The organism is Microbacterium jejuense (genome assembly GCF_019511665.1).
Classification (GTDB): domain Bacteria; phylum Actinomycetota; class Actinomycetes; order Actinomycetales; family Microbacteriaceae; genus Microbacterium; species Microbacterium jejuense_A.
Genome location: NZ_JAEUAW010000004.1, coordinates 65,990 through 91,468, shown reverse-complemented (window position 1 = coordinate 91,468; position 25,479 = coordinate 65,990). Strand labels below are relative to the sequence as shown.

22 protein-coding genes are annotated in these 25,479 nt (G+C 70.6%); 7 read left to right on the top strand and 15 right to left on the bottom strand.

Annotated elements, in window-relative coordinates; all coding sequences use genetic code 11:
* Positions 1 to 12: 12 nt before the first annotated feature.
* The 3 genes from JNB62_RS06400 (at position 13) to JNB62_RS06390 (ending at position 4,005) form a co-directional block, all read left to right on the top strand.
* Complete coding sequence (locus JNB62_RS06400) at positions 13 to 1,491, top strand: amino acid permease (RefSeq protein WP_220300037.1); 1,479 nt, start codon at positions 13 to 15, stop codon at positions 1,489 to 1,491.
* A gap of 53 nt (positions 1,492 to 1,544) precedes the next feature.
* Entirely contained in the window at positions 1,545 to 2,939 is a 1,395-nt protein-coding gene (locus tag JNB62_RS06395; protein ID WP_220300036.1) for a glutamate decarboxylase, read from the top strand.
* Between the two features lie 109 nt (positions 2,940 to 3,048).
* Positions 3,049 to 4,005 (top strand): manganese catalase family protein, encoded by a 957-nt coding sequence (locus JNB62_RS06390; protein ID WP_220300035.1) that lies wholly within the window; start codon positions 3,049 to 3,051, stop codon positions 4,003 to 4,005.
* 102 nt (positions 4,006 to 4,107) lie between these two features.
* Here the strand turns inward: JNB62_RS06390 and JNB62_RS06385 are convergent, their stop codons facing one another.
* The 7 genes from JNB62_RS06385 to JNB62_RS06355 all read right to left on the bottom strand — a co-directional run bounded on the left by JNB62_RS06385 (position 4,108) and on the right by JNB62_RS06355 (position 12,283).
* Positions 4,108 to 6,201 (bottom strand): iron ABC transporter permease, encoded by a 2,094-nt coding sequence (locus JNB62_RS06385; RefSeq protein WP_220300034.1) that lies wholly within the window; start codon positions 6,199 to 6,201, stop codon positions 4,108 to 4,110.
* 11 nt (positions 6,202 to 6,212) lie between these two features.
* The gene (locus tag JNB62_RS06380) at positions 6,213 to 7,247 is read right to left on the bottom strand and encodes an iron-siderophore ABC transporter substrate-binding protein (protein WP_220300033.1); all 1,035 of its coding nucleotides are present in this window, start codon (positions 7,245 to 7,247) and stop codon (positions 6,213 to 6,215) included.
* A gap of 36 nt (positions 7,248 to 7,283) precedes the next feature.
* Positions 7,284 to 8,141, bottom strand: coding sequence for an ABC transporter ATP-binding protein (locus tag JNB62_RS06375; protein WP_220300032.1), 858 nt, complete (start codon positions 8,139 to 8,141; stop codon positions 7,284 to 7,286).
* Positions 8,142 to 8,221: 80 nt separating this feature from the next.
* Positions 8,222 to 9,547, bottom strand: a complete 1,326-nt coding sequence (locus tag JNB62_RS06370) for a threonine/serine exporter family protein (RefSeq protein WP_220300031.1) — start codon at positions 9,545 to 9,547, stop codon at positions 8,222 to 8,224.
* Between the two features lies 1 nt (position 9,548).
* The gene (locus JNB62_RS06365) at positions 9,549 to 10,904 is read right to left on the bottom strand and encodes an anaerobic C4-dicarboxylate transporter family protein (protein ID WP_220300030.1); all 1,356 of its coding nucleotides are present in this window, start codon (positions 10,902 to 10,904) and stop codon (positions 9,549 to 9,551) included.
* Positions 10,901 to 11,629, bottom strand: coding sequence for a Type 1 glutamine amidotransferase-like domain-containing protein (locus JNB62_RS06360; RefSeq protein WP_308291740.1), 729 nt, complete (start codon positions 11,627 to 11,629; stop codon positions 10,901 to 10,903). The genes JNB62_RS06365 and JNB62_RS06360 overlap by 4 nt, the downstream gene beginning before the upstream one ends.
* Before the next feature lie 69 nt (positions 11,630 to 11,698).
* Positions 11,699 to 12,283 (bottom strand): GNAT family N-acetyltransferase, encoded by a 585-nt coding sequence (locus JNB62_RS06355; RefSeq protein ID WP_220300028.1) that lies wholly within the window; start codon positions 12,281 to 12,283, stop codon positions 11,699 to 11,701.
* Positions 12,284 to 12,382: 99 nt separating this feature from the next.
* On the opposite strand from JNB62_RS06355, the gene JNB62_RS19550 reads away from it, so the two are divergent.
* Both JNB62_RS19550 and JNB62_RS06345 read left to right on the top strand, forming a co-directional pair.
* Positions 12,383 to 12,712 carry a hypothetical protein gene (locus JNB62_RS19550; protein WP_220300027.1) on the top strand — a complete coding sequence of 110 codons (330 nt, stop codon included), beginning with the start codon at positions 12,383 to 12,385 and terminating at the stop codon, positions 12,710 to 12,712.
* A 28-nt stretch (positions 12,713 to 12,740) separates the two neighbouring features.
* Entirely contained in the window at positions 12,741 to 12,959 is a 219-nt protein-coding gene (locus JNB62_RS06345; RefSeq protein WP_220300026.1) for a DUF2188 domain-containing protein, read from the top strand.
* A 12-nt stretch (positions 12,960 to 12,971) separates the two neighbouring features.
* On the opposite strand, the gene JNB62_RS06340 is transcribed toward JNB62_RS06345, so the two are convergent.
* From JNB62_RS06340 to JNB62_RS06325, 4 genes are all read right to left on the bottom strand, one after another.
* Positions 12,972 to 16,547: an error-prone DNA polymerase gene (locus JNB62_RS06340; RefSeq protein ID WP_220300025.1), complete on the bottom strand. Its 3,576-nt coding sequence runs from the start codon at positions 16,545 to 16,547 to the stop codon at positions 12,972 to 12,974.
* A gap of 81 nt (positions 16,548 to 16,628) precedes the next feature.
* Positions 16,629 to 18,317 (bottom strand): Y-family DNA polymerase, encoded by a 1,689-nt coding sequence (locus JNB62_RS06335; RefSeq protein WP_220300024.1) that lies wholly within the window; start codon positions 18,315 to 18,317, stop codon positions 16,629 to 16,631.
* The gene (locus JNB62_RS06330) at positions 18,314 to 19,084 is read right to left on the bottom strand and encodes a hypothetical protein (protein ID WP_223230981.1); all 771 of its coding nucleotides are present in this window, start codon (positions 19,082 to 19,084) and stop codon (positions 18,314 to 18,316) included. Before JNB62_RS06330 ends, JNB62_RS06335 begins: the two co-directional genes overlap by 4 nt.
* Positions 19,085 to 19,154: 70 nt before the next feature.
* Positions 19,155 to 20,054 carry an EamA family transporter gene (locus JNB62_RS06325; protein ID WP_308291739.1) on the bottom strand — a complete coding sequence of 300 codons (900 nt, stop codon included), beginning with the start codon at positions 20,052 to 20,054 and terminating at the stop codon, positions 19,155 to 19,157.
* A 39-nt stretch (positions 20,055 to 20,093) separates the two neighbouring features.
* On the opposite strand from JNB62_RS06325, the gene JNB62_RS06320 reads away from it, so the two are divergent.
* Positions 20,094 to 20,615, top strand: coding sequence for a MarR family winged helix-turn-helix transcriptional regulator (locus JNB62_RS06320; protein WP_220300023.1), 522 nt, complete (start codon positions 20,094 to 20,096; stop codon positions 20,613 to 20,615).
* An 18-nt stretch (positions 20,616 to 20,633) separates the two neighbouring features.
* On the opposite strand, the gene JNB62_RS06315 is transcribed toward JNB62_RS06320, so the two are convergent.
* The 3 genes from JNB62_RS06315 to JNB62_RS06305 form a co-directional block, all read right to left on the bottom strand.
* Positions 20,634 to 21,131, bottom strand: coding sequence for an HNH endonuclease (locus JNB62_RS06315; RefSeq protein WP_220300022.1), 498 nt, complete (start codon positions 21,129 to 21,131; stop codon positions 20,634 to 20,636).
* Between the two features lie 355 nt (positions 21,132 to 21,486).
* Positions 21,487 to 22,398: a M23 family metallopeptidase gene (locus JNB62_RS06310; RefSeq protein WP_220300021.1), complete on the bottom strand. Its 912-nt coding sequence runs from the start codon at positions 22,396 to 22,398 to the stop codon at positions 21,487 to 21,489.
* Between the two features lie 248 nt (positions 22,399 to 22,646).
* A complete protein-coding gene (locus tag JNB62_RS06305; RefSeq protein WP_220300020.1) occupies positions 22,647 to 23,348 on the bottom strand; it encodes a metal-dependent transcriptional regulator in 702 nt (233 codons plus the stop codon).
* A gap of 129 nt (positions 23,349 to 23,477) precedes the next feature.
* Here JNB62_RS06305 and serC point away from each other — a divergent pair, with 129 nt between their 5' ends.
* A complete protein-coding gene (gene serC / locus JNB62_RS06300; RefSeq protein ID WP_220300019.1) occupies positions 23,478 to 24,593 on the top strand; it encodes a phosphoserine transaminase in 1,116 nt (371 codons plus the stop codon).
* Between the two features lie 45 nt (positions 24,594 to 24,638).
* On the opposite strand, the gene JNB62_RS06295 is transcribed toward serC, so the two are convergent.
* On the bottom strand, positions 24,639 to 25,295 hold the full coding sequence (locus JNB62_RS06295) for a TetR/AcrR family transcriptional regulator (protein WP_220300018.1): 657 nt from the start codon (positions 25,293 to 25,295) through the stop codon (positions 24,639 to 24,641).
* Positions 25,296 to 25,479: the final 184 nt, after the last annotated feature.

The following is a 25,479-nucleotide window of genomic DNA, read 5'->3' as shown; positions in this document are numbered from 1 at the left end:
TGGAGGTGTGACATGACTCAAGACAGCAAGTCGCGAGCGACGGCTGTGGCACAGAGAGCCGCAGCCGGCATGTCGTGGACGACGATGGCGATCCTCATCGCCACGGCCGTCGCGAGTGTGCGCGGCCTGCCCGCCATGGCGGAGTACGGCTGGGCGTCCATATTCCTGTACATCCTGCCCGCGCTCGTCTTCATGGTCCCGGTCGCCCTCGTCGCGGCCGAGCTCGCCAGTGGCTGGAAGGGCGGCGTCTTCGTCTGGGTCAAGGAGGCGTTCGGCGAACGGATGGGCTTCAGCGCCATCTGGCAGCAGTGGATCCAGAACGTCGTCTGGTACCCGGCGCAGCTCGCGTTCTTCGCGTCCGCCCTGGCCTACGTGTTCAATCCGGCGCTGGCCTCCAACGGCCTGTTCACCGGCGCCGTCATCCTCATCGTCTACTGGTTCTCGACGCTCATCGCGTTCCGCGGTGTCAAGGCGTTCGCGGGCGTCAGCAAGTGGGGCTTCATCGCCGGCACCATCGTGCCGTCCCTCGGTCTCGTGCTGTTCGCTGTGCTGTTCCTCACCTCGGGAGGCAAGTCCGAGCTGCCGCCGGTCAGTGAGGCGCAGTGGTTCCCGACGTGGACGGGCCTGGCGAGCATCGTGCTGATCGTCAGCAACTTCCTGTCCTACGCCGGCATGGAGATGAACGCGGTCCACGTCAACGAGATGGAGAAGCCGAGCCGCAACTTCCCGCGCGCGATCGTCCTCGCCTCGATCGTGATCCTGATCATCTTCGTCTTTCCGACCCTCGCCCTCTCGGTCGGCGTCGCACCCAGCGACGTCAACCTCACGCAGGGCGTTCTGCAGGCGTTCGACGTCTTCTTCAAGCAGCTGGGCATGCCGTGGGCGACGACCGTGATGGCGCTGCTCATCGTGTTCGGCATCCTCGCGTCCGTCGTGACGTGGATCCCGGGCCCGAGCAAGGGCCTCCTGCTGGTCGGCCGTCAGGGCTACCTGCCTCCGAAGCTGCAGGGCACCAACAAGTACGACATGCAGGTGCCGATCATGGTGGTGCAGGGCATCATCGTGACGATCCTCGCGGTGCTGTTCGCCGTCGTGCCGTCGGTGCAGAGCGTGTTCTGGATCTTCTCCGCGATGGCCGTGCAGCTCTACCTGATCATGTACATGATGATGTTCCTCGCCGCGATGAAGCTGCGTCGGACGCGGCCCGATGTCCAGCGCGGATTCCGCACTCCGGCCATGGGCTTCATCGGCTGGCTCGGCTTCCTCGCGAGCCTGCTCGCCTTCCTCATCGGGTTCGTCGAGCCCGAGGGCAGCACGATGGGCCAGCTGGGCTACACCCTCCTGCTCATCGGCGGCATCGTGGGCCTCGGCGTGTGGCCGTTCATCATCATGATGTTCCGCAAGGACAGCTGGAAGATCCATCCGGAGGTCTCGCACGCGCATGAGGACAACGACGTCGATGCGACGAAGACGGAGCCGACGACGACCTGACCGCGGCCCGTTACACGCTCACCCACTGACTCGATATCGGAAGAAGGAATCTCATGCTGCACCACCGTGACAACATCCGCGACGAGGTCCTCGACGAGGTGTTCGCTTCGACGGACCTGTCGGTGTCCATGCCGAAGTACCGGATGCCCGACAAGGAGCACCTCGCCCGGCACGCGTATCAGGTCGTGTCGGACGAGTTGATGCTCGACGGCAACTCGCGCCAGAACCTCGCCACGTTCTGCCAGACCTGGCTGGAGCCCGAGGTGCGGCAGCTGATGGCCGAGACCCTCGACAAGAACATGATCGACAAGGACGAGTATCCGCAGACGGCCGAGATCGAGGCCCGCTGCGTGCACATCCTCGCCGACCTGTGGAACTCCCCCGACGCCGCCAACACCCTGGGCACCTCGACGACCGGGTCCAGCGAGGCCGCGATGCTGGGCGGCATGGCGCTGCTGTGGAAGTGGCGGGCCCGTCAGCGTGCGGCGGGCAAGCCGACCGACAAGCCGAACCTGATCACCGGGCCGGTCCAGGTCTGCTGGCACAAGTTCGCCCGCTACTGGGACGTCGAGCTGCGCGAGATCCCCATGGAAGGCGACCGCTTCCTGATGACGCCCGAAGAGGTGATCAGCCGTGTCGACGAGAACACCATCGGCGTGGTGCCCACCCTCGGTGTCACCTTCACCGGCGGCTTCGAACCGGTCCAGGCGGTCAGCGACGCGCTGGACGCGCTGCAGGAGGAGAAAGGGCTGGACATCCCGATCCACGTCGACGGTGCCAGCGGCGGATTCCTCGCCCCCTTCACGGCACCGCACATCGTGTGGGACTTCCGCCTCCCCCGCGTGAAGTCGATCAACACCTCCGGCCACAAGTTCGGGCTCGCGCCGCTCGGCGTGGGCTGGGTGGTGTGGCGCGACGCGACGGATCTTCCCGAGGAGCTGATCTTCAACGTCAACTACCTCGGCGGCAACATGCCCACCTTCGCGCTGAACTTCTCGCGCCCCGGCGGGCAGATCGTCGCGCAGTACTACAACTTCCTCCGCCTGGGACGGGAGGGGTACCGCCGGATCCAGCAGTCCTGCTACGACACCGCCATGTTCCTCGCGGCCGAGATCGACAAGCTCGGCCACTTCGACATCATCAACGGCGGCAGCCCGCAGGAAGGCATCCCCGCCGTCTCGTGGAAGCTGAAGGACGGGATGGAGCACTCCTTCACTCTGTTCGACCTCGCTGACCGGCTGCGCACGCGCGGCTGGCAGGTCCCCGCCTACACGATGCCGCCCAACCGCGAGGACCTCCCCATCCAGCGCATCCTCGTGCGCGTGGGATTCAGCCGCGACGAGGCCAACCTCCTCATGGACGACTACCGGGCCGCCATCGAGCACTTCGACAAGCACCCCATCACCGTCCCCATGACCGAAGAAGAAGCGGGCGCGTTCCACCACTGACCTGCACATGCGCTGAGAATGCGCAAGCCCCGTGCCATGCACCGTCGCCTCGCGAAGGGTGGGGAACTCGATCAGTCAGATCGGGTTCCCCACAACCACGGAGGCAAGGATGTACTTCCACCTGCAGGAATTCATCAACGAGATCGCTCAGGACGAGCCGGATCCCGCAGCGGCCAACGCGCTGCAGGAGGGTCTCGGCGGCCAGTTCGGCGAGATGCGCACGATGATGCAGTACCTCTTCCAGAGCATGAACTTCCGGGGTCCTGACGGCAAGGCGTACAAGGACCTCATCCAAGGCATCGGCACCGAAGAGATCAGCCACGTGGAGCTCATCGGCACCACGATCTCGCGCCTGCTCGACGGGTCGCCACGCTACCGGGGCAAGCCCACCGACCCCGTCGACGAGCCCGCTTCCGGCGGACGGACGCCGCTGAGCATCGCCCTGGACACCAGCAACATCCATCACTACCTCGTCGGCGCGCAGGGCGCCCTGCCCGTCGATGCGGCCGGAAACCCGTGGTCGGGCAGCTACGTCTACAACTCGGGCAACCTCGTGCTCGACCTGCTGTACAACCTGATGCTCGAGTCGACCGGGCGGCTGCAGAAGTGCCGGCTGTACGAGATGACCGACAACAAGACGGCCCGCTCCACGATCTCGTATCTCATCGTGCGCGACCAGGCGCACGAGAACGCCTACGCCAAGGCGCTGGAGACGCTCGGGGTGAACTGGCGCACCGCCCTGCCGATCCCCAAGACGAACGCCGAGCAGTTCCCGGAGGTCCAGACGCTGCTGGATCGCGGCCTCCAGAGCAAGCAGTACAGCTTCGACCTCGGCAACCAGTCGGAGGCCGGCCGGATCTTCCAGGGCGCATCGCCGTCCAACGACGGCACGATGCTCGATGCGAGCGAGCAGGCGCCGCTCGGCACGCCGATCACGATCGCCCCGGAGCGGCTCGAGGAGTTCTCACCCGGTGCCGACACCGACCTGCGGGCCCTGATCGAGGCCACCGCCGCGATGGAGATGGCCGACATCGACGCGACGTTCGGCCGGCTGGGCCAGGCCTGATCGTCACCGACGTGACGGGGGGATGCCACGGCCACGCGCTCCTCCGTGACCGTGGTCATCCCGGCGCGGGGCGCCCGCCGCTGATGCGGCGGGTCGGGCGGATCATGTGTCGCGCGAGCGCCAGAGGAGCCACACGAAGTACGGTGCGCCGACGAGCGCCACGACGAGGCCCGCGGGCAGCTGCGCCGGAGCGATGACGGTGCGTCCGAGCACATCGGCGACCCCCACGAGCACCGCGCCGAGGAGCACCGCGACCGGGATCACGCGACTGTGCCGTGCCCCGACGAGGGCCCGCGCGGCGTGCGGTGCGACGAGTCCGACGAAGCCGACCACGCCGACGGCGACCACGCTGAGCGCGGCGAGCACGGCCGCCGCGACGAGCAGCAGCAGGCGCGTGCGCTCGAGGCGGATGCCGACGAGTCGCGGCGTGTCCTCGTCCATGGCGAGGATGTCGAGGTCGCGGCGGTGGGCGAGCACGAAGGGCAGCGCGATCGCGAGCACGATCGCGAGCGGGATCACCTGCTCCCAGATGCGCCCGTACGTCGTGCCCGACAGCCACGTGTAGATCTTCGGGGTGTCCCACGGGTTGGCGCGCAGCAGCACGAAGGTCGTCAGCGCCACGGTGCCGTACGAGACGCCGATGCCGATCAGGATGAACCGGTCGGCGCTGAGCCCGCCGCGCCACGCGAGGGCGTAGACGAGCACGAATGCCAGCAGGCCGCCGACGACCGCGGCCGCCAGCATCCCGAACGTCGTCGCCGTGGCGCTGGTCACGACCAGCACGGCGCCCAGGCCCGCGCCGCCGGTGATGCCGAGCAGGCTCGGATCGGCGAGCGGGTTGCGGCTGACAGCCTGGGTGACGCTTCCCGACAGGCCCAGCGCGGCGCCCGCCACGACGGCGGCGATCACGCGCGGGGCGCGCTCGTCGAGGGCGAACGCGATGCGCGGGGGTGCGGCATCCTGAAGCCACAGCAGGATGTCGCCCGTCAGCAGGCGGGTGCTGCCGAGCAGCATGCCGGCGAGCACGACGGCGCACAGGGCGACCGCGGCGACGATGAGCACCACGACGAACCGGCGCCCGCTGCGCACGCCGATGCGGATGGTGGGCGGGCGACGGGTCGGACCCGAATCGCGCAGTCGCCGCGCCATGACGACGAGCACGATCGCCCCGAAGACGGTGGTGGCGACACCGGTCGGCACGGCGATGGCGCCTTCGGGGCCGATGATCGCCCGCAGCAGGGCGTCGGCGAGGATGACGACGATCGCACCGACGAGGCCCGACAGCGGGATCAGCAGCAGATGCCGGCCGAGCGCCGGCACGACGCGTGCGAGCAGCCGGGCGAGCACCGGCGCGCACAGTCCGACGAAGCCGATCGGGCCGGCGAGCGTCACGGCCGTGGCCGTGAGCAGGACCGACAGCAGGATGCCGAACACCCGGGTCGACCGGATCGGCACGCCGAGCGACGACGCGGTGTCGTCGCCGAGGGCCAGCACGTCGAAGCGGCGCGCCAGCACGAGGGCGAGCACGACCGACACGACGACCACCGGCGCGGCGCGCAGGAAGCTCTCGAGGCCGAGCTGCGAGAGGCTGCCGCTCCCCCACGCGAGCAGCCCCTTGGTCTCTTCGGAGAAGAGCACGAGGAGCGCCGACGTGCCCGCCTGGAAGGCGAGGGCGAGCGCAGATCCGGCGAGCACCAGCCGGGTGGTCGAGGTTCCCGCTCCACCCGCAAGGCCGAGCACGAGCGCGGCGGCGGCGAGGCCTCCCGCGAACGCGACGAACCCGGACGCCCAGATCGGCACGGCGACACCGAAGGCGGCCACCGCGGTGACCGCGAGGTAGGAGCCCGCCGTCACGCCCAGCGTGTCAGGCGAGGCGAGCGCATTGCGCGACAGGGACTGCATCAGCAGGCCTGCCACGCCCAGCGCGATGCCGACCGCGACGCCGGCCGCGAGCCGCGGGACGCGCGAGCCCCACAGCACATCGGCGTCGGGGAAGGCGGCGCCGCTCGTGCCCTGCGTCAGATGCCAGGCCGCGACGAGCACCAGCACCACCAGCAGCGCGAGCAGCACGCCGACGGCCGCGCCGGTCGTTGAGCGAGCGGCCGGAGCCGGCGCGCCGGGGCCCGGCGCGGGATGCGACGCGTCAGCCCGGACGCCGGCATCCTCTCTCGACGAACGGGAGACCCGCTCGCTCAACGACCGCGTGCTCACTGGGTGATCGCGGCGACGTAGGCGTCGATGATCTGCCCGGCGGAACGGGGTCCGCCGAAGGTCCAGATCCCGCCGGGGAAGGCGGTGACCCGGTCCTCGGCGACAGCCGGGATCGATGCCCACGCCGGGTTCTCGGCAGCGGCGTCGACGAAGCTCTCGGAGTCGGGGTCGACGGTTCCGGTGTAGAACAGGTTCGCGTCGCCGATCGTGGTCATGCCCTCGATGTCGGTCTGGCCGAGGCCGTAGGCCGGGTCGACCTCGCCCGTCCACGCGTTCGTGAGGCCGAGCTCTTCGCCGATCTCGCCGACGAGCGATCCCTGGCCGAACGGGCGCAGCGACACGTTGCCGCCGTCGACCCACCCGTCGAAGTACACGAAGTCCGTGACCGCGGGCGCGGCGCCCTCGACCTCGGCCTTGGCGTCGGCGAGGTGCTGCTCGAACTCGTCCTTCACCACGTCGGCGCGCTCGGCGCGGCCGGTCGCCTGCGCGATGAGGTCGAAGGTGTCGAGCATCTGCCCGATCGGGTCGGCCGCGTCGGCCCCCAGCGTCGCGAGCACGGGGACGCCGTACTCCTCGAGCTGCGAGATGATCTCGTCGTCACGGGTGTACGCCTCGACGATCACGAGGTCGGGCTCGGTCGCGAACAGCGCGTCGAGGTTCGGCTCCTGCCGCGTGCCGACGCTCTCGACGCTCTCGGGAAGCTCTTCGGCCGTGTCCCACGTGCGGTAGCCCTCGGCATCCGCGACCGCCACCGGCGTGAGGCACAGCGACAGCACGTCCTCGATCTGCTGCCATTCGAGCACGGCGACCTTCGTGGCGGGCTCGTCCAGCGAGACCGTGCGGCCGAAGGCGTCGGTGAGTTCGACCGGGTCGGTCGAGGTCGCCGTCGTGTCGTCCGCGCAGCCGGCGCTCGTCGATGTCGTGGTGGCGGCGTCGGCGTCGGCGGACGCGGGCACCTGGGTCGTCCCGCACGCGGTGAGCGCCAGGGTGAGGGCGCCGAGAACGGCGAGGGCGGCAAGGGGCTTGGTCATCGGGAGGGCTCCAGAGGGTTGTGCGGACAGGAAGGGTCAGACGGGAACGGCTGCGGACCGGCGGAGGCGCTCGTGGTGGCGGCCGCGCGGGATCACCCGCACCCGGCCGGTGGCGTCGTCGACGTCGGTGTCGATGCGGAACCCGTACACGTCGGTGAGGTTGTCGGCCGTCAGCACCTCGGCGGGCGCGCCGGCGGCGTGCACCCGGCCGCTGCGCATGAGGACGACCTCGTCGGCGACGGCCGCCGCGTGGTCGAGGTCGTGCAGCACGACGCCCACGGCGGTGCCGCGGTCGGCGAGGTCGCACACGAGGTCGAGCGTCTCGATCTGGTACCGCAGGTCGAGGTGGTTGGTCGGCTCGTCGAGCAGCAGGATGCCGGTGCTCTGCGCGAGCGACGTCGCGAGCCACACGCGCTGCAGCTCGCCGCCCGACAGCTCGTCGACGGGCCGGTGCGCCATCGCGGTCAGCCCGGTGAGCGCGAGCGCGCGGTCGATGGCGTCGCGGTCGGTGTCGGTGAGCCCCGAGAACCGGCCCCGGTGCGGGTGCCGTCCGTAGGCGACGACGTCGCGCACTTCGAGGCCCGACGGATGAGGGCGCGACTGCGACAGCATCGCGACGGTGCGCGCGAACTCCTTCGCCGTGAGGGATGCCGCATCCCGCCGTCCGGTCGTGCCGTCGATGTGCACGGATCCGGCGTCGATGCGGTGCAGGCGCGCGAGGGCCCGAAGCGCGGTCGACTTGCCGCTGCCGTTGGGACCGATCAGCGCCGTGACGACGCCGGAACGGAGGTGCAGCGACACATCGTGGACGACCCGCGTGCGGCCGTAGCTCAGCGCGAGCGCTTCGCCGCGCAACTCGTCGGTGGGACGCTCAAGGCTCGCATCGGGGGTCACGTTAGGGAAGCCTAACCTATACGTGACGTCGGCCTCAAAAAGCCGACGTCACATCGCGCCCCGCTCCTGGTTCGGCGACCCTACGGGCGCTTGCGCACCGAGCCCCACCACTGCCGCATGCGCTGACCCAGCGTGGTCGGCACAGGGGCGTCGGGCTGGGGCGGAAGCGCCACGGCGAACTGCACGATCTCTTCGGCACCGTGATGCACGGCGCGGTACACGGCCGTGCCGATCAGCACGCCCAGCGCGATCGACATCACGGCGGTGAGCGCCGCGGCGAAGTCGGCCAGACCGCCGTCGGTCGCCACCGACTCCGTCAGGCCCACGAGCCCCGCCGCACCCGGCACGAGCAGCCAGAATCCGGGAAGGAACGTCAGCTGCGATGGGGCGCCGTGGCGCAGATCCGCGATCCACAGCACGAGCGGCGTCATCGCGAGCGCGCCGATGAGGCCGCCCACCGCGGGGTCGATCAGCGTCGCTCCGAGCTTCTGCGCGGCGTACGCGACCGCGAGCACCAGCAGCACCCAGCCGAACGTCGCCGACGGCGCGGAGAAGTGCAGGTAGTCGCCGACCGCGATCACGACGACGCCGACGAGCGCGACCCACCACGGCAGCGCCGCGGCGGACGCCAGCGGCTCGTACGCACTCGAGTCCACGCCCGCCACCACCCCTGCCGTGAGAATGCCGAACGAGAGCAGCGCGAGCTGGACCAGTCCGTAGACGAGGCGCGCCGCACCGGCGAGCATCTGCCGCGCGGCCAGCTCCATGGTCGCGGTCGTCAGCACGCCGCCCGGGAGGAACGTCGCCAGCGGCGCGATGAGCAGGTGCAGCGGATCGCCGATCGGCACGACTTCGGCGAGCAGGAACACCGCCACCGCGCACACGAAGGCGGCGACGATCGGCATGATCAGCTGCAGCGTGGGCGACCGCACGAGCTTGAGCAGGCCGATGCCCGCGCCGAGGCCCAGGGCGATGAGCGCGCCCTGCCACGTCGGCTCGAGCAGCAGAGCGAGGCCGAGCGTCAGCACGGCATGACCCAGCGTGCGCACGATCCACCCGAACCGTGGGCGCATGGCCCCGATCTCGTTGAGTCGATGGATGCCGTCTTCCGGCTCCACCCCGCCGCGCCTGGCCGCTTCGATCAAGCGGTACAGCTCGGCGATCTGGTCGAACCGGAACTGGGTGCGCGTCGTGGATCGCAGCGCTACTGGGCCGCCGTGCTCACCGGTCTCGACGAGGGTGAGCGTCGGCAGCACGACAAACTGGGCGCCCTCGCGCCCGTACGCCTTCGCGATCTGCGCCATCGTGTCGCGGATGCGATCGACGGACTCGCCCGAAGCGGTCAGCCCCTCGGCGAGCCCGAGCAGGAACCTGCTGAGAACGGCCGGGTCGGCGGCATCCGTCATGTCAGACGAAGACGAACGACAGCGCGACGCCGGCGACGATCGCGACCCCGATGTACACCAGGTTCGGCAGCTGGAACGAGTGGTCGAAGACGAACCTGCCCATCTTGGTGGTGCCGGTCTGGTCGAACGCGACGGTGGCGACCTGACTGCCGTTGGCGGGCAGCGTGTAGATGCCCATCGCGGCGGGCCAGAGCCCCACGAGCAGTGAGGCCGGGAGCCCGATCGTGATGCCGATCGGCACGATGGCGTTCGTGGCGCTGGACTGACTGGTGGTGAGCATCGCCACGACGAACAGGGCGAGCGCGAACAGCAGCGCCCCGAGGAACGCGGACGACCCGGCGACCACCGAGCCGAGCCCGTCGACGATCAGCTGCTGGTTGGCGGCGACGAAGGTGTTGGCCAGCCACGCGATGCCGAACAGCGCGATCGCGCCGACCATGCCGGCGGGGAACGTCGACTGCTTGGGCACGTCGGCCGCCTTGACCTTGCAGAGCAGGAAGATCAGCGCCGCGATGACGCCCATCGTGACCTCGATGATGACCGTGACGCTCACGCGCACCGGGTCGCCGCTGTCGTCGGTGCCGATGATCGGACGCAGTCCCTCGAACAGGCCGAACATCACGATCACCGCGACGCCGATGAGGAAGATGGATGCCGACAGCACGGCCGTGCGCGGCAGCTTCTGCTCGTGCGCGTCCTCGGTGGGCGGCTTGATCTGGTGGTCGGCGAGACGTTTCTGGAACACGGGGTCGTCCTCCAGCTCGCGGCCGTGACGCATCATGACGAGCGCCGCCACGAACAGGCCGAGGATCGACGCCGGCCACATGATGAGCAGCAGTCCGCCGAGGTCGACGCCCTCCGGGGCGAGGAGGACGACCATCGACGCGGTCGCCGCCGAGACCGGAGAGCAGAGGATGCCGACCTGCGACGCGACGGCCGATACCGACAGTGCACGCTCGGGGCGGATCTTCTGCTGGTACGACACGTCGTAGATCACCGGCAGCAGGGGGTAGAAGATGTTGCCCGTCCCTGCGCCGACCGTGAAGAGGAACGACATGGCGGGCGCGAGGAAGACCACCGACTTGGGCCGGCGGCGGATCACCTTCGCCGCCACCGACACCATCCAGTCGATGCCGCCCGCCGCCTGCATGGTCGAGGCCGCGGTGATCACGGTGATGACGATGAAGACGGCGTCGACGGGCGCGCTGCCCGGCGCCTCGCCGAACACGAACACCAGCACGGCGACGCCGACGAGCCCCCAGACGCCCAGGCCGATCCCGCTCGTGCGGGTGCCCATGTAGATCGCCGCGATGACGACCAGCAGCTCGGCGATGAGGATCCACACGTTGTCGTTCACGACGACGGCCCCTTCACGATCGGGCCGGTTCCGGCGAGCACCTGCGCGGGCAGCGGCGTCTCGACGATCCGGCCGTCCACGGCCTCGACCTTCAAGGCCAGCGGATCTTCGACCGGGCTCACCGCCGTGACGAACTCGGAGCCCTCGAAGTGCAGCGACTGCAGGTTGCCGACGGCATACCCCGTCGACAGTTCGCCGCTCAGCAGCGCCGCATGGAACAGTGGCTGCCGCTGGTCTTCGGCGTCGTAGTGCGGGCAGAAGCTCCCCGACAGGAAGCCGAGGCCCTCGGGGAGCACCTGCAGCGTGGGACCGTAGCTGTCGGTGGTGCCGCCCTCGAACCAGCAGATCCCACCGGCGCTGCCACCGGTGAAGACGACGTTCGAGGCAGGGTCCTCCCACATCTCGCGCATGATGCGGTCGAGGCCCTGGCGCTTCCAGACGTCGAGCATGTTCGCGGTGTTGCCGCCGCCCACGTGGATGACGTCGAACCCCTTCACATACGCCGCGAGGTCGTCGACCGCCCGGTGGAAGAGCGGAAGGTGATGCGGTGCACACCTGTCGGAGTCGTAGGTCGTGTAGAAGCTGACGACGTACGCGGCGTCGTCGCCGGTCGCCGTGCCGACGAACAGCACCCGAGGACGCTCCTTGCCGGTCAATCTCAGGATGTACTCGTGCGTCGGATCGTTCCGGCGCTCCATCATCGCCTTGCCTGCACCTGTCGCCACCACGTGCGCCATCGCATCCCCCGGTCTCTCGGTGTCCCCCGCGCCACACGCTAGCGGGGGCGGAGAGTGTCATGCCACAAGAAACTCCGCAGTCGCACTTGCTGCAGCGAGCAGCTCCAGCCGACGTCCGTCGGCCACCGTGACGCCGCCGACGGAACCGAAGCCCAGGCGCTCGTAGAAGGCCAGCGCGTCCGTCGCGACGGCGAACACTCCGAGCACCGCGCGCAGCCCGTCCTCCCGCGGCACGAGCCGCTCGAGGCACGCCCGGGCGATCCCGCGACGGCGAGCGCGGGGTGACGTCGCCAGCTCCTGCACGATGAAGACGGGTCCGTGCGTGTCGGCGAGCGCGTCGGCCGCGGGGGTCTGGGCTCGCCGGAGCAGCCGTTGCCACCCCTCGTCCGATGACAGCGGACGGCCGAGCGCGAAGGCCACCAGCCCCTCCGCGTCGCTCGCGGTGACCAGGGCGCTGCCGGGTGTCGCGAGGAAGCCGGGCCCCCACGTCGAGATCTCGGCGAGATCCTGCGGGTCCTCACCGTAGGGTTCAGCCGTGAAGACCTCGCAGTACAGCGACGTCACCGCCGCCCACGGCGTCGCGGGCGACGGTTCCGTGTATCGCTTCAAGGTCGCTGCGGACGCGGTCGGGTCGAGGATCACGTCAGCGACGGTAGCAGCGTCGACTCGGGGTGTACCTTCTTCGTCCGGCGACCGCAACCCCAAGGCGCAGATGGGGGTGGCGCGGGTAGAAAGGGCCACGTGAAGAGGGTGATCTACGCAGGAAGCGAATTCGTGACCGGGGACGATATCGCCGCTGCACTGTTGGCCACGTGCCAGGCGCTCGCCGAGGTCGGTGAAGCCGAGACGGTGTCGATCCCGACTCTGAACGCCGACGGCTCGGTGGGCGGCGTGCTGCTGCTGATCGGTCCGGCGAGCCAGATGATGGCGCATCAGATCGTGACCGATGCCGAGGAGGTGATCGACGCCCCCGCCGTCTCGCGGCTGAACGCGATCCAGCGCCGCCTTCATCCGACCGCGGCGTTCGACGTCGAACCCGCCGATCCGTCCCCCTGGGACGGCGATCTCTGAGCCTGCGCTCCACGACGAAGGAGGACACATGACCGCCGATACGGCACCCGTCGTGACCCGCTCCAACCGCGGGCAATGGGAGAACCATGTCGAGGGGCATCCCGAGCTCTCGCAGAGCTTCGCGAGCAGGGAGGAGGCCGTGGATGCCGGCCGCCGGGTCGCCGACGACCTCGGCGTGCACCATGTCGTCGAGGATGCGGAGCCGACCGGCGCGATCACCGACGAGCAGGAGCCGTCGGCGGGCTGAGCGGCGACGGGCTCATCGGAAGTCCCGCGCCCGATGCTGCACCTCGACGCGGAGATCTTCGAAGGCGTCGGCGACCAGGTTGGTCACCCCTTCGACCGATCGCTCCAGGATGCCGCGGACGATGAGCGCCGGAGAGTCCCGGACGACGCGTCGGTAGCGGTTCCAGACGCCGATCGAGCACACGATGTTGACGAGACCGTGCTCGTCTTCGAGGTTGATGAAGGTGATGCCGGATGCCGTCGCCGGACGCTGCCGGTGCGTCACGAGCCCCGCCACCTCGACTCGGCGACCGGTCTCGTACGTGCGCAGCTCGCGCGAGGTCAGCACTCCCCGGGCGTCGAGTCCGGAACGGTAGTGGGTCAGCGGATGGTCGTCGGTCGAGATGCCCGTCGCCCACAGATCGGCGGCGAGCCGCTCGTAGCTCGTGGGGTCGGGGAACAGCGGCGGCTGCACCGCGATGAGCGAGTCGGGCAGGAATTCGGGGCGATCCTGCGCCGCCGATCCCGCCAGCCAGATCGCCTCGCGCCGGCTGATGCCGAGGCACTCGAACGCCCCCGCGGTCGCGAGCGCCTCGACCTGCGCGGCGGTGATGCTAGTACGGCGCACGAGGTCGCGCAGATCACGGAACTCCCCGCCGGCGTCGCGCGCAGCCACGATGCGCTGCGCCACTCCCGCGCCGATGCCCTTGACGCCCGCCAGCCCCAGCCGCACCGCGAACCCGCCGTCGCGACGGTGCGCCGCCGACTCGTCCGGCTCGGTGATGTCGAACGTCCCGACCGGCGGCTGCTCGCGCTGCAGGCATGAGTCGAGCCCGGCAACCGGTCGTTGAGCGGAGGGCGCTCCAGCGCCCGCAGACGAAACGCCGTGGGCGTCCGCAGACCTCGACCCGAGGCCGTTCGTGCGCTCGGCGCGTTTCGTCTCTGCGTTTCGACTCGCAGGCTCGCTCAACGACCGCGTTCCTCGCTCGCTCAACGACCGCGTTCCTCGCTCGTTCAACGACCGGATGGGCTCCAGCACCGCCTCGACACCCGAGGCGTGCAGATCCGGGCGGCGCACGTCGACGCCGTGGCGGCGCGCGTCGGCGACGAGGGTCGCCGGCGAGTAGAAGCCCATCGGCTGCGCCCGCAGAAGCCCCGCGAGGAACGCGCCCGGATAGTGCAGCTTGATCCACGAGCTCGCGTACACGAGCAGCGCGAACGACAGCGAATGCGACTCGGCGAACCCGAAGTTCGCGAACGCCTGGATCTTGGCGTAGATCGCGTCGGCCTCCTCGCCGACCAGACCGTTCTCTGCCATGCCGTCGTAGAGCTTCTCGCGCAGCGACTCGATGCGCTCGACCCCGCGCTTGGAGCCCATCGCCCGTCGCAGCAGGTCGGCGTCCTCGCCGTTCAGCCCGCCGATGACCATGCCCATCTGCATGAGCTGCTCCTGGAACACCGGGATGCCGAGCGTGCGCTCCAGCACCGGCTTGAGCTTCTCGTGCGGATACGTGACCGGGTCCTGGCCGAGCTTGCGGCGCACGAACGGGTGCACCGCGCCGCCCTGGATCGGCCCCGGGCGGATGAGCGCGATCTCGATCGCGAGGTCGTAGAACTCGCGCGGCTGCAGACGCGGCAGCAGCCCCATCTGCGCCCGCGACTCCACCTGGAACACGCCCACCGCATCCGCGCGGCACAGCATGTCGTAGACCGCCTTCTCTTCTTTGGGGATCGTCGACAGCTCCCAGTCCTCGCCCGTCGAGGCGCGGATCATGTCGAAGCAGTACTGCAGGGCCGCCAGCATCCCGAGTCCCAGCAGATCGAACTTGACCAGCCCCATCCAGGCGGCGTCGTCCTTGTCCCACTGGATCACGGTGCGGTTCTCCATGCGGGCGTGCTCGATCGGCACGACCTCTCCCACCGGCCTGTCGGTCAGCACCATGCCGCCGGAATGGATGCCGAGATGCCGAGGCGCCTTCAGCAGCTCGCCGGCGAACTCCAGCACCTGGTCGGGGATGTCGTGCCCGGCGCCGGTCTCGAGCAGCGCACCCCAGCCCTCTATCTGCTTCGACCACGCGTCCTGCTGCCCCGGCGAGTGGCCGAGCGCCTTCGCCATGTCGCGCACGGCGTTCTTCGGCCGGTACTGGATCACGTTCGCGACCTGCGCCGCCCGGTCGCGCCCGTACTCCCGGTACACCCACTGGATGACCTCTTCGCGGCGATCCGAGTCGAAGTCGACGTCGATGTCGGGCTCCTCCTCGCGCAGGCTCGACAGGAACCGCTCGAACGGCAGCTTGTAGCCGATCGCATCGACCGCCGTGATGTCGAGCAGGTAGCAGACGGCGCTGTTGGCGGCCGACCCGCGCCCCTGGCAGAGGATGCCCTGGCTGCGGGCGAACTGCACGATGCCGTGGACGATCAGGAAGTAGCCAGGGAAGTCCTTCATCTCGATGACGCTGAGCTCGCGTTCGATGCGGTCGCGGTCGTCCGGCCGAAGGTTCGGGTACTTGCGCGGCACCGCGTCCCACACGAGCTTGCGCAGCCACGACATCGGCGTATGCCCCTCGGACACCTTCTGCTTCGGCAGCGCCGGCTTCGCCTTGCGCAGCGGGAACGCGAGCTCATCGGCGAGCGTCACGGTGCGCGCCACGGCGTCGGGGAACCGCACGAACCGCTCCGCCATCTCGGCGCCCGACCGCAGATGCGCGCCGGCGTGGGAGGGGAGCCAGCCGTCGAGCTCGTCGAGGCCTCGGTTCGCGCGCACGGCGGCGACCGCCGCGGCCAGCAGCTGCCGTTTCGGCGCGGCATAGTGCACGTTGTTCGTCGCGAGCAGCGGCAGCCCCCGCTCTCGCGCGAGCCCCGCCAGCACGTCGTTGTCGCGCGTGTCGAGCGGATTGCCGTGATCGATGAGCTCGACGTGCACGTTGTCGCGGCCGAACAGCGCCACGAGCCGGTCGAGCTCGGCGGCCGCGGCATCCGCCCCCGCCGTTCCCGACGCCGACGCGAGCGCACGCCGCACCGCTCCCTTGCGGCACCCGGTGAGCACCGCCCACTGGCCGTCCGCCTGCGCGGCCAGCTCGTCGAGGTCGTACACCGGGCGTCCCTTCTCGGCGCCCTGCAGCTGCGCGTGCGTGATCGCGCCGGCCAGCCGGTGGTACCCCTCCTCGCCGCGCGCGAGCACCAGCAGGTGCGCGCCCACCGGATCGGCCTCGCCGTTCTGGGGCTTCGGCAGCTCGAGCGACAGCTCCGCTCCGAACACGGTGTTCAGCTGCAGCGCCTCGGCCGCCTCGGCGAACCGCACGATGCCGTAGAAGCCGTCGTGGTCGGTCACCGCCAGGGCGTGCAGCCCCAGGCGCTCGGCCTCCTCCGCCAGCTCTTCGGGCGACGACGCCCCGTCGAGGAACGAGTACGACGAATGCGCGTGCAGCTCGGCGTACGGGATGGCGTCGACCGGCCGCTCGATCGGCGGCGCCACGTACGGCCCCCGCTTGTGCGACCACGCCGGGCTGTCACCGCCGTCCGCGCCCACCGGCGGGCCGCCCGGCCGGCGACGGCCCGACAGCACGCGCTCCATCTCGGACCACGACACCCCGGGGTTGTTGAAGCCCATCAGGAATCACCGCCGTCGTCCGTCAGCCCGAGGCGTTTCGTCTCGGGAGTCGGTCGCTCGCTCGACGACCGGAAGCGCCCCCTAGTCATACGTCGCCTCCGCGGTCCAGGCGTCGCCCTCGCACACGAGCAGCCAGGCTTCCCCATCGGCGTCGACGACCTGGAACCGATGCGCGCGACGCGCGCGTGCGGCATCCCATCCCCGCTCGACCACCGGCCACGGCCCGGCCCACGCCTCGATCGCCCGGCGCCGCCCGCTCTCGACGAGGAACGCGGGCACCGCCGACACGATGCCCCGCTCGTCGACGTCGACCAGCTCGCCGCCGAGCGCCCGCACGTCGACCGGCACCGGGTCGGCGAACACCGTCGTCGGCAGCGGATCGGGCAGGCTCCCGGGCCACGGCCGTGCGCGCTGCGCCGCAAGACCGCCCGCACCCGTGACACCGGGACCGCGCGCGCCGGACCGCCGATCGCGCGCGTCCTTGTCGCCCCACGGCACGAGCACCTGCCGCTCGGCCAGCCACCGGCCGCCGCCGATCACGGGCGTGAGCACTCCGCGATGCCCCAGCATCGCCTGCACGCGCGACAGCGCATGGTGCACGCGCTGCTCGGGACCGCCGCCGAACAGCGCCGGAGCGTGATGGGATGCCGCCTCCACCGCCTCGGGAGAGATCCGCACCAGCGCCACACCGCTGCGCAGCCCGCCGGTCGCGGAGCCGCCGGAGCCGCCGGCATCCCCCGCTCCCACGTCCTCGGCGAGCTGCCAGCGCACGCGGTCGACGATCGCCGGCGCGTCGAAGGAGCCGGGATGCAGCCACACCCGCTCACTGCGCTCGCCCCGGTCGCCGACGAGCTCGACCCGCAGCTCGGTGCACACGAGGTCGATGGCGCCGAGGCCTGCGACGAAGTCGTCGGCGGTGACGCGCATCGCGAACGCCACCTGATCGGCGATCTCGAGCGGCGGCTCGAACGCGACCTCGCGCTGCAGCTCTGGCGGCGGCGTGCGCGGCTCGACGGGTCGCGAATCCTGTCCGGCGGCCAGCGCACGAAGCCTCACTCCCCGCTCGCCGAACCGCTCGCGCACGCGTTCGGGAGGCATCTCGGCGAATCCGCCCAGTGTCTGCACACCCAGCCGCGCGAGCAGCCCCACGAGATCGGCAGCGCCGTCCTTGCCCGACGCGCCGCCGGCCGCCGCGTCGAGCACCGCGATCGACAGCGGCGCGAGGAATCCCGCCGCTCCCCCGGCCGGCACCACGAACACCGGCTCGTCGGCGCTCGTGCCGGCGCGCGCCGCCTGCTCCGCGGTGAAGGGACCGTCGGCGATCCCCGCCCGCACTCCCTCGAGCCCCTGATCGCGCAGCGCTCCGAGCAGCATGCGCGCCGCCTCGGCCTCGCCGCCGTAGTAGCGGGCGGGGCCGCGTGCGCGCAGCGCGCACAGCCCGGGCCGCACCAGCTGCACCCCCGGTGCGCGCTCTTCGATCAGCGCCACCACCGGCGCGAACGCCCGCTGATCGCGTGCCGCATCGGCCGCGACGACCGTGAGCCCCGGGCAGCGCGCCTGGGCATCGCGCCGGCGCTGCCCCCGCCGCACCCCCTCGACGCGCGCCGATGCCGAGCACGCGACGACGAGATTGCGCTCGACGACGGCGATGGGATGCCGCACCCCCGCCGCACCCTGCGTCCCCGCTGCGCCGGCCTCGCGGGCGATCGCGGTGACCGGCCAGTCCGGGAACCACAGGACGAGGCTCCGGACGGGCACCGGGGATGTCATGTCCCCACCGCCCTGGCGAGCACGGCGTCGTCCGAGACGCGGCGCAGGGGCTCGACCGCCCGCATCCGCTCCGCGACGGCGGACACCTGCCCCGAGGCATCCGGAAGCATCACCCGCGTCCGTCGAGACCGCGGCCAGCGCCGGCTCGACGAGGTGATCGTCACCTCGCGGCCGGAGAGATACCCGTGGCCGCGCCCCACGCCCTGCCACGCCGGCTCGCCGACCTCGAGCACCGCCTCGGCCTGCGGCCACGGCCCCTGCACGAGGAGCACGGCGCCGCGATGGCGCAGCCGGGCGGCGAGACGCGCGATCTCGCCGTCGGCGGCGCGCCCCGACGGCCGCACGGCGACCACCGGCAGCACCTCGGCGATCGTCGCGGTGACCGCGAGCCAGCGGGCACCTGGGTCGGGAATGAGCACGAGGCGCGACAGATCGACCCCCAGCCCCTCGGCGGCCTCGGCACCGAGCCGCGGCATGCCGATCACGCCGCACCACGAGCCGGACTGCGACGGCTGGGCGAGCAGCGCCAGGAGCACCGACGTCGAGCGCGGAAGGGAGTACGCGGCACCGGGGCGGAGCCCGCCGCCGGGCAGCAGAGAGGCCAGCGCCGGGAGCACGGGCAGCACGGGGGCGTCCAGTCGGCGGCCCTGCACACGTTCGAGCTGGGCGCGCAGCGACGCGACGGCGACGGCGGGATCCCTCTCGGAATCCGCCTCCTGCACGCTCCGGACAGAACGCTGAGCAGTGAGCTGCACGGTCGCCCCCATCTCTCAAGGCTAGAACAAATGTTCTAGCACTTCAATCGATGGGAACGACCATACCTCGCGCTTCCGACAATTATGTTCGAGACTGCGCGACCGGCGGAGCGATCGCGGATCGCTCGGCAGGTCGTGGCTGTGCCGCGCCGAGCATGATCCCCGACAGCACGAGCGCCACCCCGATGGCCTGGGGAACACCGAACGCCTCTCCGGCGACCAGGACGCCCAGTACCACCCCCGTGACGGGATTGAGAAGACCGACGACCCCCACCACGCCCGGCGACAGGCGGCGCAGCCCCGAGAACCAGGCGACGTAGGCCAGCGCCGTGGCCACGAGGGTGAGGTACGCGAACCCGAGTGCCGACGGAGCCGTGAGCGCCGGCGGAGCCCCCTCGATCAGCACGGCCACCGGCAGCAGCACGATCGATCCGCCCAGCAGCTGCCACGCCGTCATCGGCAGCGCCGGCACGTCAGCTCCCCAGCGCGATGTGAGCACGAACCCGACGGACGAGGCCACCATCGCGCCGAGCGACGCGACGACGCCCCACACGTCCGCGCCGCCGGCGTCGAACCCCAGCATCACGACGACACCGGCGAGCCCCACCGCCGCCCCCACCGCTGCGGCGAGCCGTGGCCTGCGGTGCAGCAGCAGCCACGCGAACAGCAGCATGCAGGCGGCGGACGCCGACATCAGCGTGGCAGCCAGACTCGACGGCAGGCGCTGCCCCGCCACGTACACGAGCACGAAGAACCCGCCCACGTTCAGCGTGCCGAGCACGAGCGAACGCCACCACCACGAGCCCTGCGGCAGCCGGCGCGCGAGCAGCAGCACGACCAGCCCCGCGGGCAGCGCCCGCAGCACACCGCCCCACAGGGGCGCGTCCGCGGGCAGCAGGTGCCTCGTCACGACATAGCCGCTCCCCCACGCGATCGGCGCGATCGCTGTCACGAGCACCCAGAACCAGCGCTTATCTTCCACGGAAGACATTTTATCTTACCAGGAAGGTAAACTGGCGCGATGGCCCGTCAGACGCCCTCGCCCGACCTCCCCGACGACAGGGTCGCCCAGATCCAGCAGGAGTGGCGGCGCGAGCGCCCGGACCTCGACCCTGGCCCCCAGGGCGTCATCGGACGCCTGCACCGCATCGCGCTGATCCTGACCGAGCGCCTGGTCGCCGTCTACGCGGACTTCGGACTCAGCGAGGGCGAGTTCGATGTGCTCGCCACCCTGCGGCGCGCGGGCGCGCCGTACGAACGCGCTGCCGGCGAGCTCGCCGACCACACGCTCGTGACCACCGGAGGCCTCACCAAGCGCGTCGACCGCCTGGAAGCCCGGGGGCTCGTCGAGCGCCGGGCCGAGGCATCCGACGCTCGCAAGCGCCTGGTGCGCCTCACCCCGAGCGGACGGGAGCTCATCGACCGCGCCATCGCCGCGCACCTGCAGAACGAGCACCGGATCCTCGCCGAGCTCGGCGAGGACGACACACGAGCCCTCGAACCGCTGCTCACCCGCTGGCTGCGCGTGCTGGACGGCGACTGACCGACCGGGCGCGACGCGTCAGGCGGCGAGCGTCAGGTACGGCTCCCAGCGCGGGTCGGTGCGCTCGGTGCCCCGCACCGTCCACTGCGCGCCGCGCGGCGGGCGCGGCGTGAAGCGCAGCTCCCAGTCCATCTCCTGCGGGGTGCGATCGCCCTTGACGTTGTTGCAGCGCAGGCAGCACGCGACCAGGTTCTCCCACGAGTCCGCGCCGCCGCGCGAACGCGGCAGGACGTGATCGATGGTCGAGGCGGACTTTCCGCAGTACGCGCAGTGGTGGTTGTCGCGCCGCAGCACGCCCCGCCGCGTCACCGGCACATGGCGCCCGCCCGGCACCCGCACGTAGCGGGTCAGGATGATCACCGCCGGTCGTTCGTACGAGCGTCTGGTCCCCCACACCGGATCCGTCTCGGTGTGCTCGACCACCGTCGCCTTCTCGTTCATCACGAGCACGAGGGCCCGTTTGAACGACACGACCGCGAGCGGCTCGTAACCTGCATTCAGCACCAGTGTGCGCATCGATCATCCTCTCGAACGGCCGGAACGGCTTTCCGGTGATTCGAATCACATGACGATCAAGGGCTCAGGGGCATGAAAAAAGGCGCTGTCTCACAGACAGCGCCCTGGCGCCACGGCAATGCCGCGGCATCCGCTCATGCAATGCCGAAGGACGAGGCGTCCCAGAGCATCCGTGGTTCGGATGCGTGGTGTGCAGCCCATCGGCTCCCTCCGCTCTCTCAGCGTCGGAATCAGGGTAACGCACGCTGCAGACACCGAGGGCGATGCGCATCGTGAACGTCGCGTGGCGTGTCGAAGAACGATGCCCCGCGCCATCGGCGCGGGGCATCCCTGCTGTGTTGCAGATCGTGGAGACTCAGCCGGCGTTCGCCTGCAGCCAGGCCCAGGGGTCGACGACGGACCCGTTGATGTGGACCTCGAAGTGCAGGTGGCATGCGGTCGAGCTGCCGGTGCTGCCGACCAGCCCGATGAGCTGCCCGGCCTCGACCGTCTGACCCACCGCGACCTGCCGCGAGCCGTACGTCATGTGGCCGTAGAGCGAGTTGACCCGCTGGCCGCCCAGGACGTGGTCGATCGAGACCGCCACGCCGTAGCCGCCGTAGCTCTCCTGCGAGACCTTGACGACGCCCGCGGCCGTCGCATAGATGGGCGTTCCGCACGACGTCAGCAGGTCGACGCCCTGGTGGTAGCCCGAGTCCCACAGGCCGCGGCCCTTCGTGAAGTTGAGGAGCGGCCAGCGCACCTCGCCGGATCCGGGCGAGATGAGCGCGATGTTCGTGCCGACGGAGGCGGATGCCGCCGACGCACGCTTCGCCGCCTCGCGGGCGCGCTCGGCAGCGGCTTCGGCCGCCTTCTTCTTCTCGATCTCTTCCGACGTCGTGGCCGAGTAGCTGTCGCGTGCGAGCTCGGCGCTCGTCGAATCGGATGCCGCCACGAACGTCTGCGCGTCGTCCATCGCCATCTGCTGCAGGGTCATCGACTCCTCGCCGCTCTTGGCGGCGCCGGCGGCGAAGGCCGGCAGTGCGACGGTCGCGACGAGGCCGCCGACCATGCTGAGGATGACGACGCTGCGCAGCGACTTCGTGATGCGCCCCTTCTTCGCAGGGGGGCGCGTCGATGCGGAGACCGTCGTGGGTGCGGACTTCGCGGGCGCCACCGTGCCGCGCGAGCGTCTCGCGGGAGCGGCCTGGCGCGTGCGCGCACGACGGCTCTGATGGGTCGCGTCGTGCTCGGGTCCGTTCGCGGGCGACTCGATCTGTTCAGCCAAACTGTCCTCCGGCGCCTCTGCGCCGGAGCGCCTGGCTCGTCGGGTTGCGTGAGGGCGCACGTGTCGGGACACGGACGCAACTGTGCACCGCGTGGACGACGAGCCGGAGAGGCGATCCACGCGGGGTCCGGTCGGCGGGCTTCTCGCCTGGTGGACTGTTCGAGGCTACCCGAAGGTCACGATTCTGTCACGCTACGCGCCTGGCAAACCTCTGGATGGCCATCACCGCGGGTGGCGGCATCCCGATCTCAGTGGACGTCGTCGACCAGGAAGATGTGCGATGCGAGCTCGACCGGGAGCTCGAGACCCTCGTCGCTGCCGCGCATCTGCACCAGGACGTAGCCCTCGTTGTAGCGGTAGTCGCCGACGGCGCCCGGCACGACACCGGCGCCCTTGAGCTGCTGCAGCAGCTCGGGATCGACCTGCGCGGGCTCGGCAAGGCGGCGCACCGTGCCGGTGATCGGCTCGCCGGCGTCGTTGAGACGGCGGACGAGTCCGACCACACCCTGCTCGAACTCCGTCGCCGGCACGTCGCCCAGCTGGTCGAGCCCGGGGATCGGGTTGCCGTACGGCGACTCGGTGGGGTGCCCGAGCAGCTCGACGAGGCGGCGCTCCACCTGCTCGCTCATGACGTGCTCCCACCGGCACGCCTCTTCGTGCACGTACGCCCAGTCCAGCCCGATGACATCCGACAGCAGGCGCTCGGCGAGGCGGTGCTTGCGCATGACGTCGACGGCCTTCTGACGGCCGGCGTCGGTGAGCTCGAGGCTGCGGTCCTCCGACACGACGACGAGGCCGTCGCGCTCCATGCGCCCGATCGTCTGCGACACCGTCGGCCCCGAGTGGCCCAGGCGCTCCGAGATGCGCGCGCGCAGCGGAACGATGTTCTCCTCTTCGAGCTCGAGGATCGTACGCAGGTACATCTCGGTGGTGTCGATCAGGTCTGTCATCGCGGTGTCCTCAGTTCTCAAGGGGCAAAGGACAGCCTATCCTCCGCACCCGACACCGAGGCCGTACGCCCGCGCTGCCGGGCCGTCACGCGGTCGGGCGGGGCGCGGGGGCGTCTCTAGAATCGATCCATGGCGCACATCGAGCTTCCCCGAGAGATCCTGCCCGCCGACGGACGCTTCGGGTGCGGCCCGTCGAAGATCATCCCCGCCCACCTCGACGCCCTGGCCGGGCGCGGCGCGGCGCTCATGGGCACCTCGCACCGCCAGGCGCCCGTCAAGGATCTCGTCGGCAGCGTCCGCGCCGGCCTGCGCGAGCTCTTCCGCGTGCCGAACGGGTACGAGGTCATCCTCGGCAACGGCGGGTCGACCGCGTTCTGGGATGCCGCGTCGTTCGGCCTCATCGACAGGCGCGCGCAGAACCTGGTGTTCGGCGAGTTCGGCGGCAAGTTCGCCAAGGCCGCCGGTGCGCCGTGGCTCGAGGCCCCGGATGTGCGCGAGGTGCCCGCCGGCACCCGCACCGCCCCCGAGCCCGTCGAGGGCGTCGACGTCTACGCCTGGCCGCACAACGAGACCTCGACCGGTGTCTCGGCCCCGGTGCAGCGCGTGCACGGCGACGAGGGCGCCCTCACCGTGATCGACGCCACGAGCGCCGCCGGCGGCATCGACTTCTCGGTGCACGAGGCCGACGTCTACTACTTCGCGCCCCAGAAGAACCTCGGCTCCGACGGCGGCCTGTGGTTCGCCGTCGTCTCGCCGGCCGCGATCGAGCGCATCGAGCGCATCGCCGCCTCGGGTCGCTACATCCCCGAGTTCCTGAGCCTCAAGCAGGCCGTCGACAACTCGCGCCTGAACCAGACGCTCAACACCCCGGCGCTCGCGACGCTGTTCCTGCTGAACGAGCAGGTGTCGTGGATCAACCGCAGCGGCGGCCTCCAGTGGGCCGACGCCCGCACCCGCGAGTCCTCGCAGGCGCTGTACGACTGGGCCGAGGCATCCTCGTTCGCGACGCCGTTCGTCGCCGACGCAGCCGACCGCTCCCCCGTCGTCGTCACGATCGACTTCGACGAGTCGATCGACGCCGCCGCGGTCGCGAAGAGCCTGCGCGCCAACGGCATCGTCGACACCGAGCCGTACCGCAAGCTCGGCCGCAACCAGCTGCGCATCGCGACGTTCGTCTCGGTCGAGCCCGACGACGTGCGCCAGCTGATCCGCTGCATCGACTACACCGTCGAGCGCCTGGGCTGACAAGCCTCGAGAGAGTGGATGCCGGGCGCCCGGCATCCACTCTCTCTATGTCTGCGCGCTCGGGGCCGACTCGGCCAGCGGCGATGGCTGCGGTGTGAGCACGGCCGACACGATCGCCTCGATCGCGAACTCGGACGCCCGGGCGAGGTCGACCGCGGAGGGGTCGAGCAGCCACTGCACCTGCAGGCCGTCCATGACGGCGAGGATGCTGGCCGATGCCACGCCGACGGTCGCGGGCTCGGTGACGCCCCGCTCGGCGCACACGACCTCGAAGGCGTGCGCGACCTCGGCCCGCAGCGTGCGGTAGCGCTTCTCGAAGAAGGCGCGACCGGGGTGGTCGTCCGTCACCGACTCCGCCGAGAGAACGGCGTACGCCTGCACGATGCCGGCGCGGTGGGCGTTGACGAACGCCGTCCGAACCAGATGGCGGAACAGCGGCATGCCGTCGGGGATGTGCTGACCCTCCAGGTCCGCGACATCGGTGTCGTCGCGGTGCTGCAGGACCTCGATGAGCAGCTGGTCCTTCGATCCGAAGTGGTGGAGGATCCCGGCGTGGGTCATGCCCACCTGGTCCGCGATCTCTTGCAGCGTCCCGCCGGCGAATCCCTTGCTGCCGAAGATCTCGACCGCGGCGTCGAGGATGTCGCGCCGGCGGGCGAGTGTCTCGGGTCGTGAGCGCGGCTGGCGTCGCTGAGCAGCCATCGTCAAGCCCCCTTCTCATCCGCGTTTCCGGGCGCATGAACCGGCGTGTGCGAGTTTATCGGCGGCATCCGCCGCGTCGCGGATGAAGCCTACTTGCAAAGATTACTTACTTGATTGTAAGTTGATGCGGCAATCACTCGGACATCGTCGTCTACCCTCCCGGAGGCACGATGTCGTGCACACA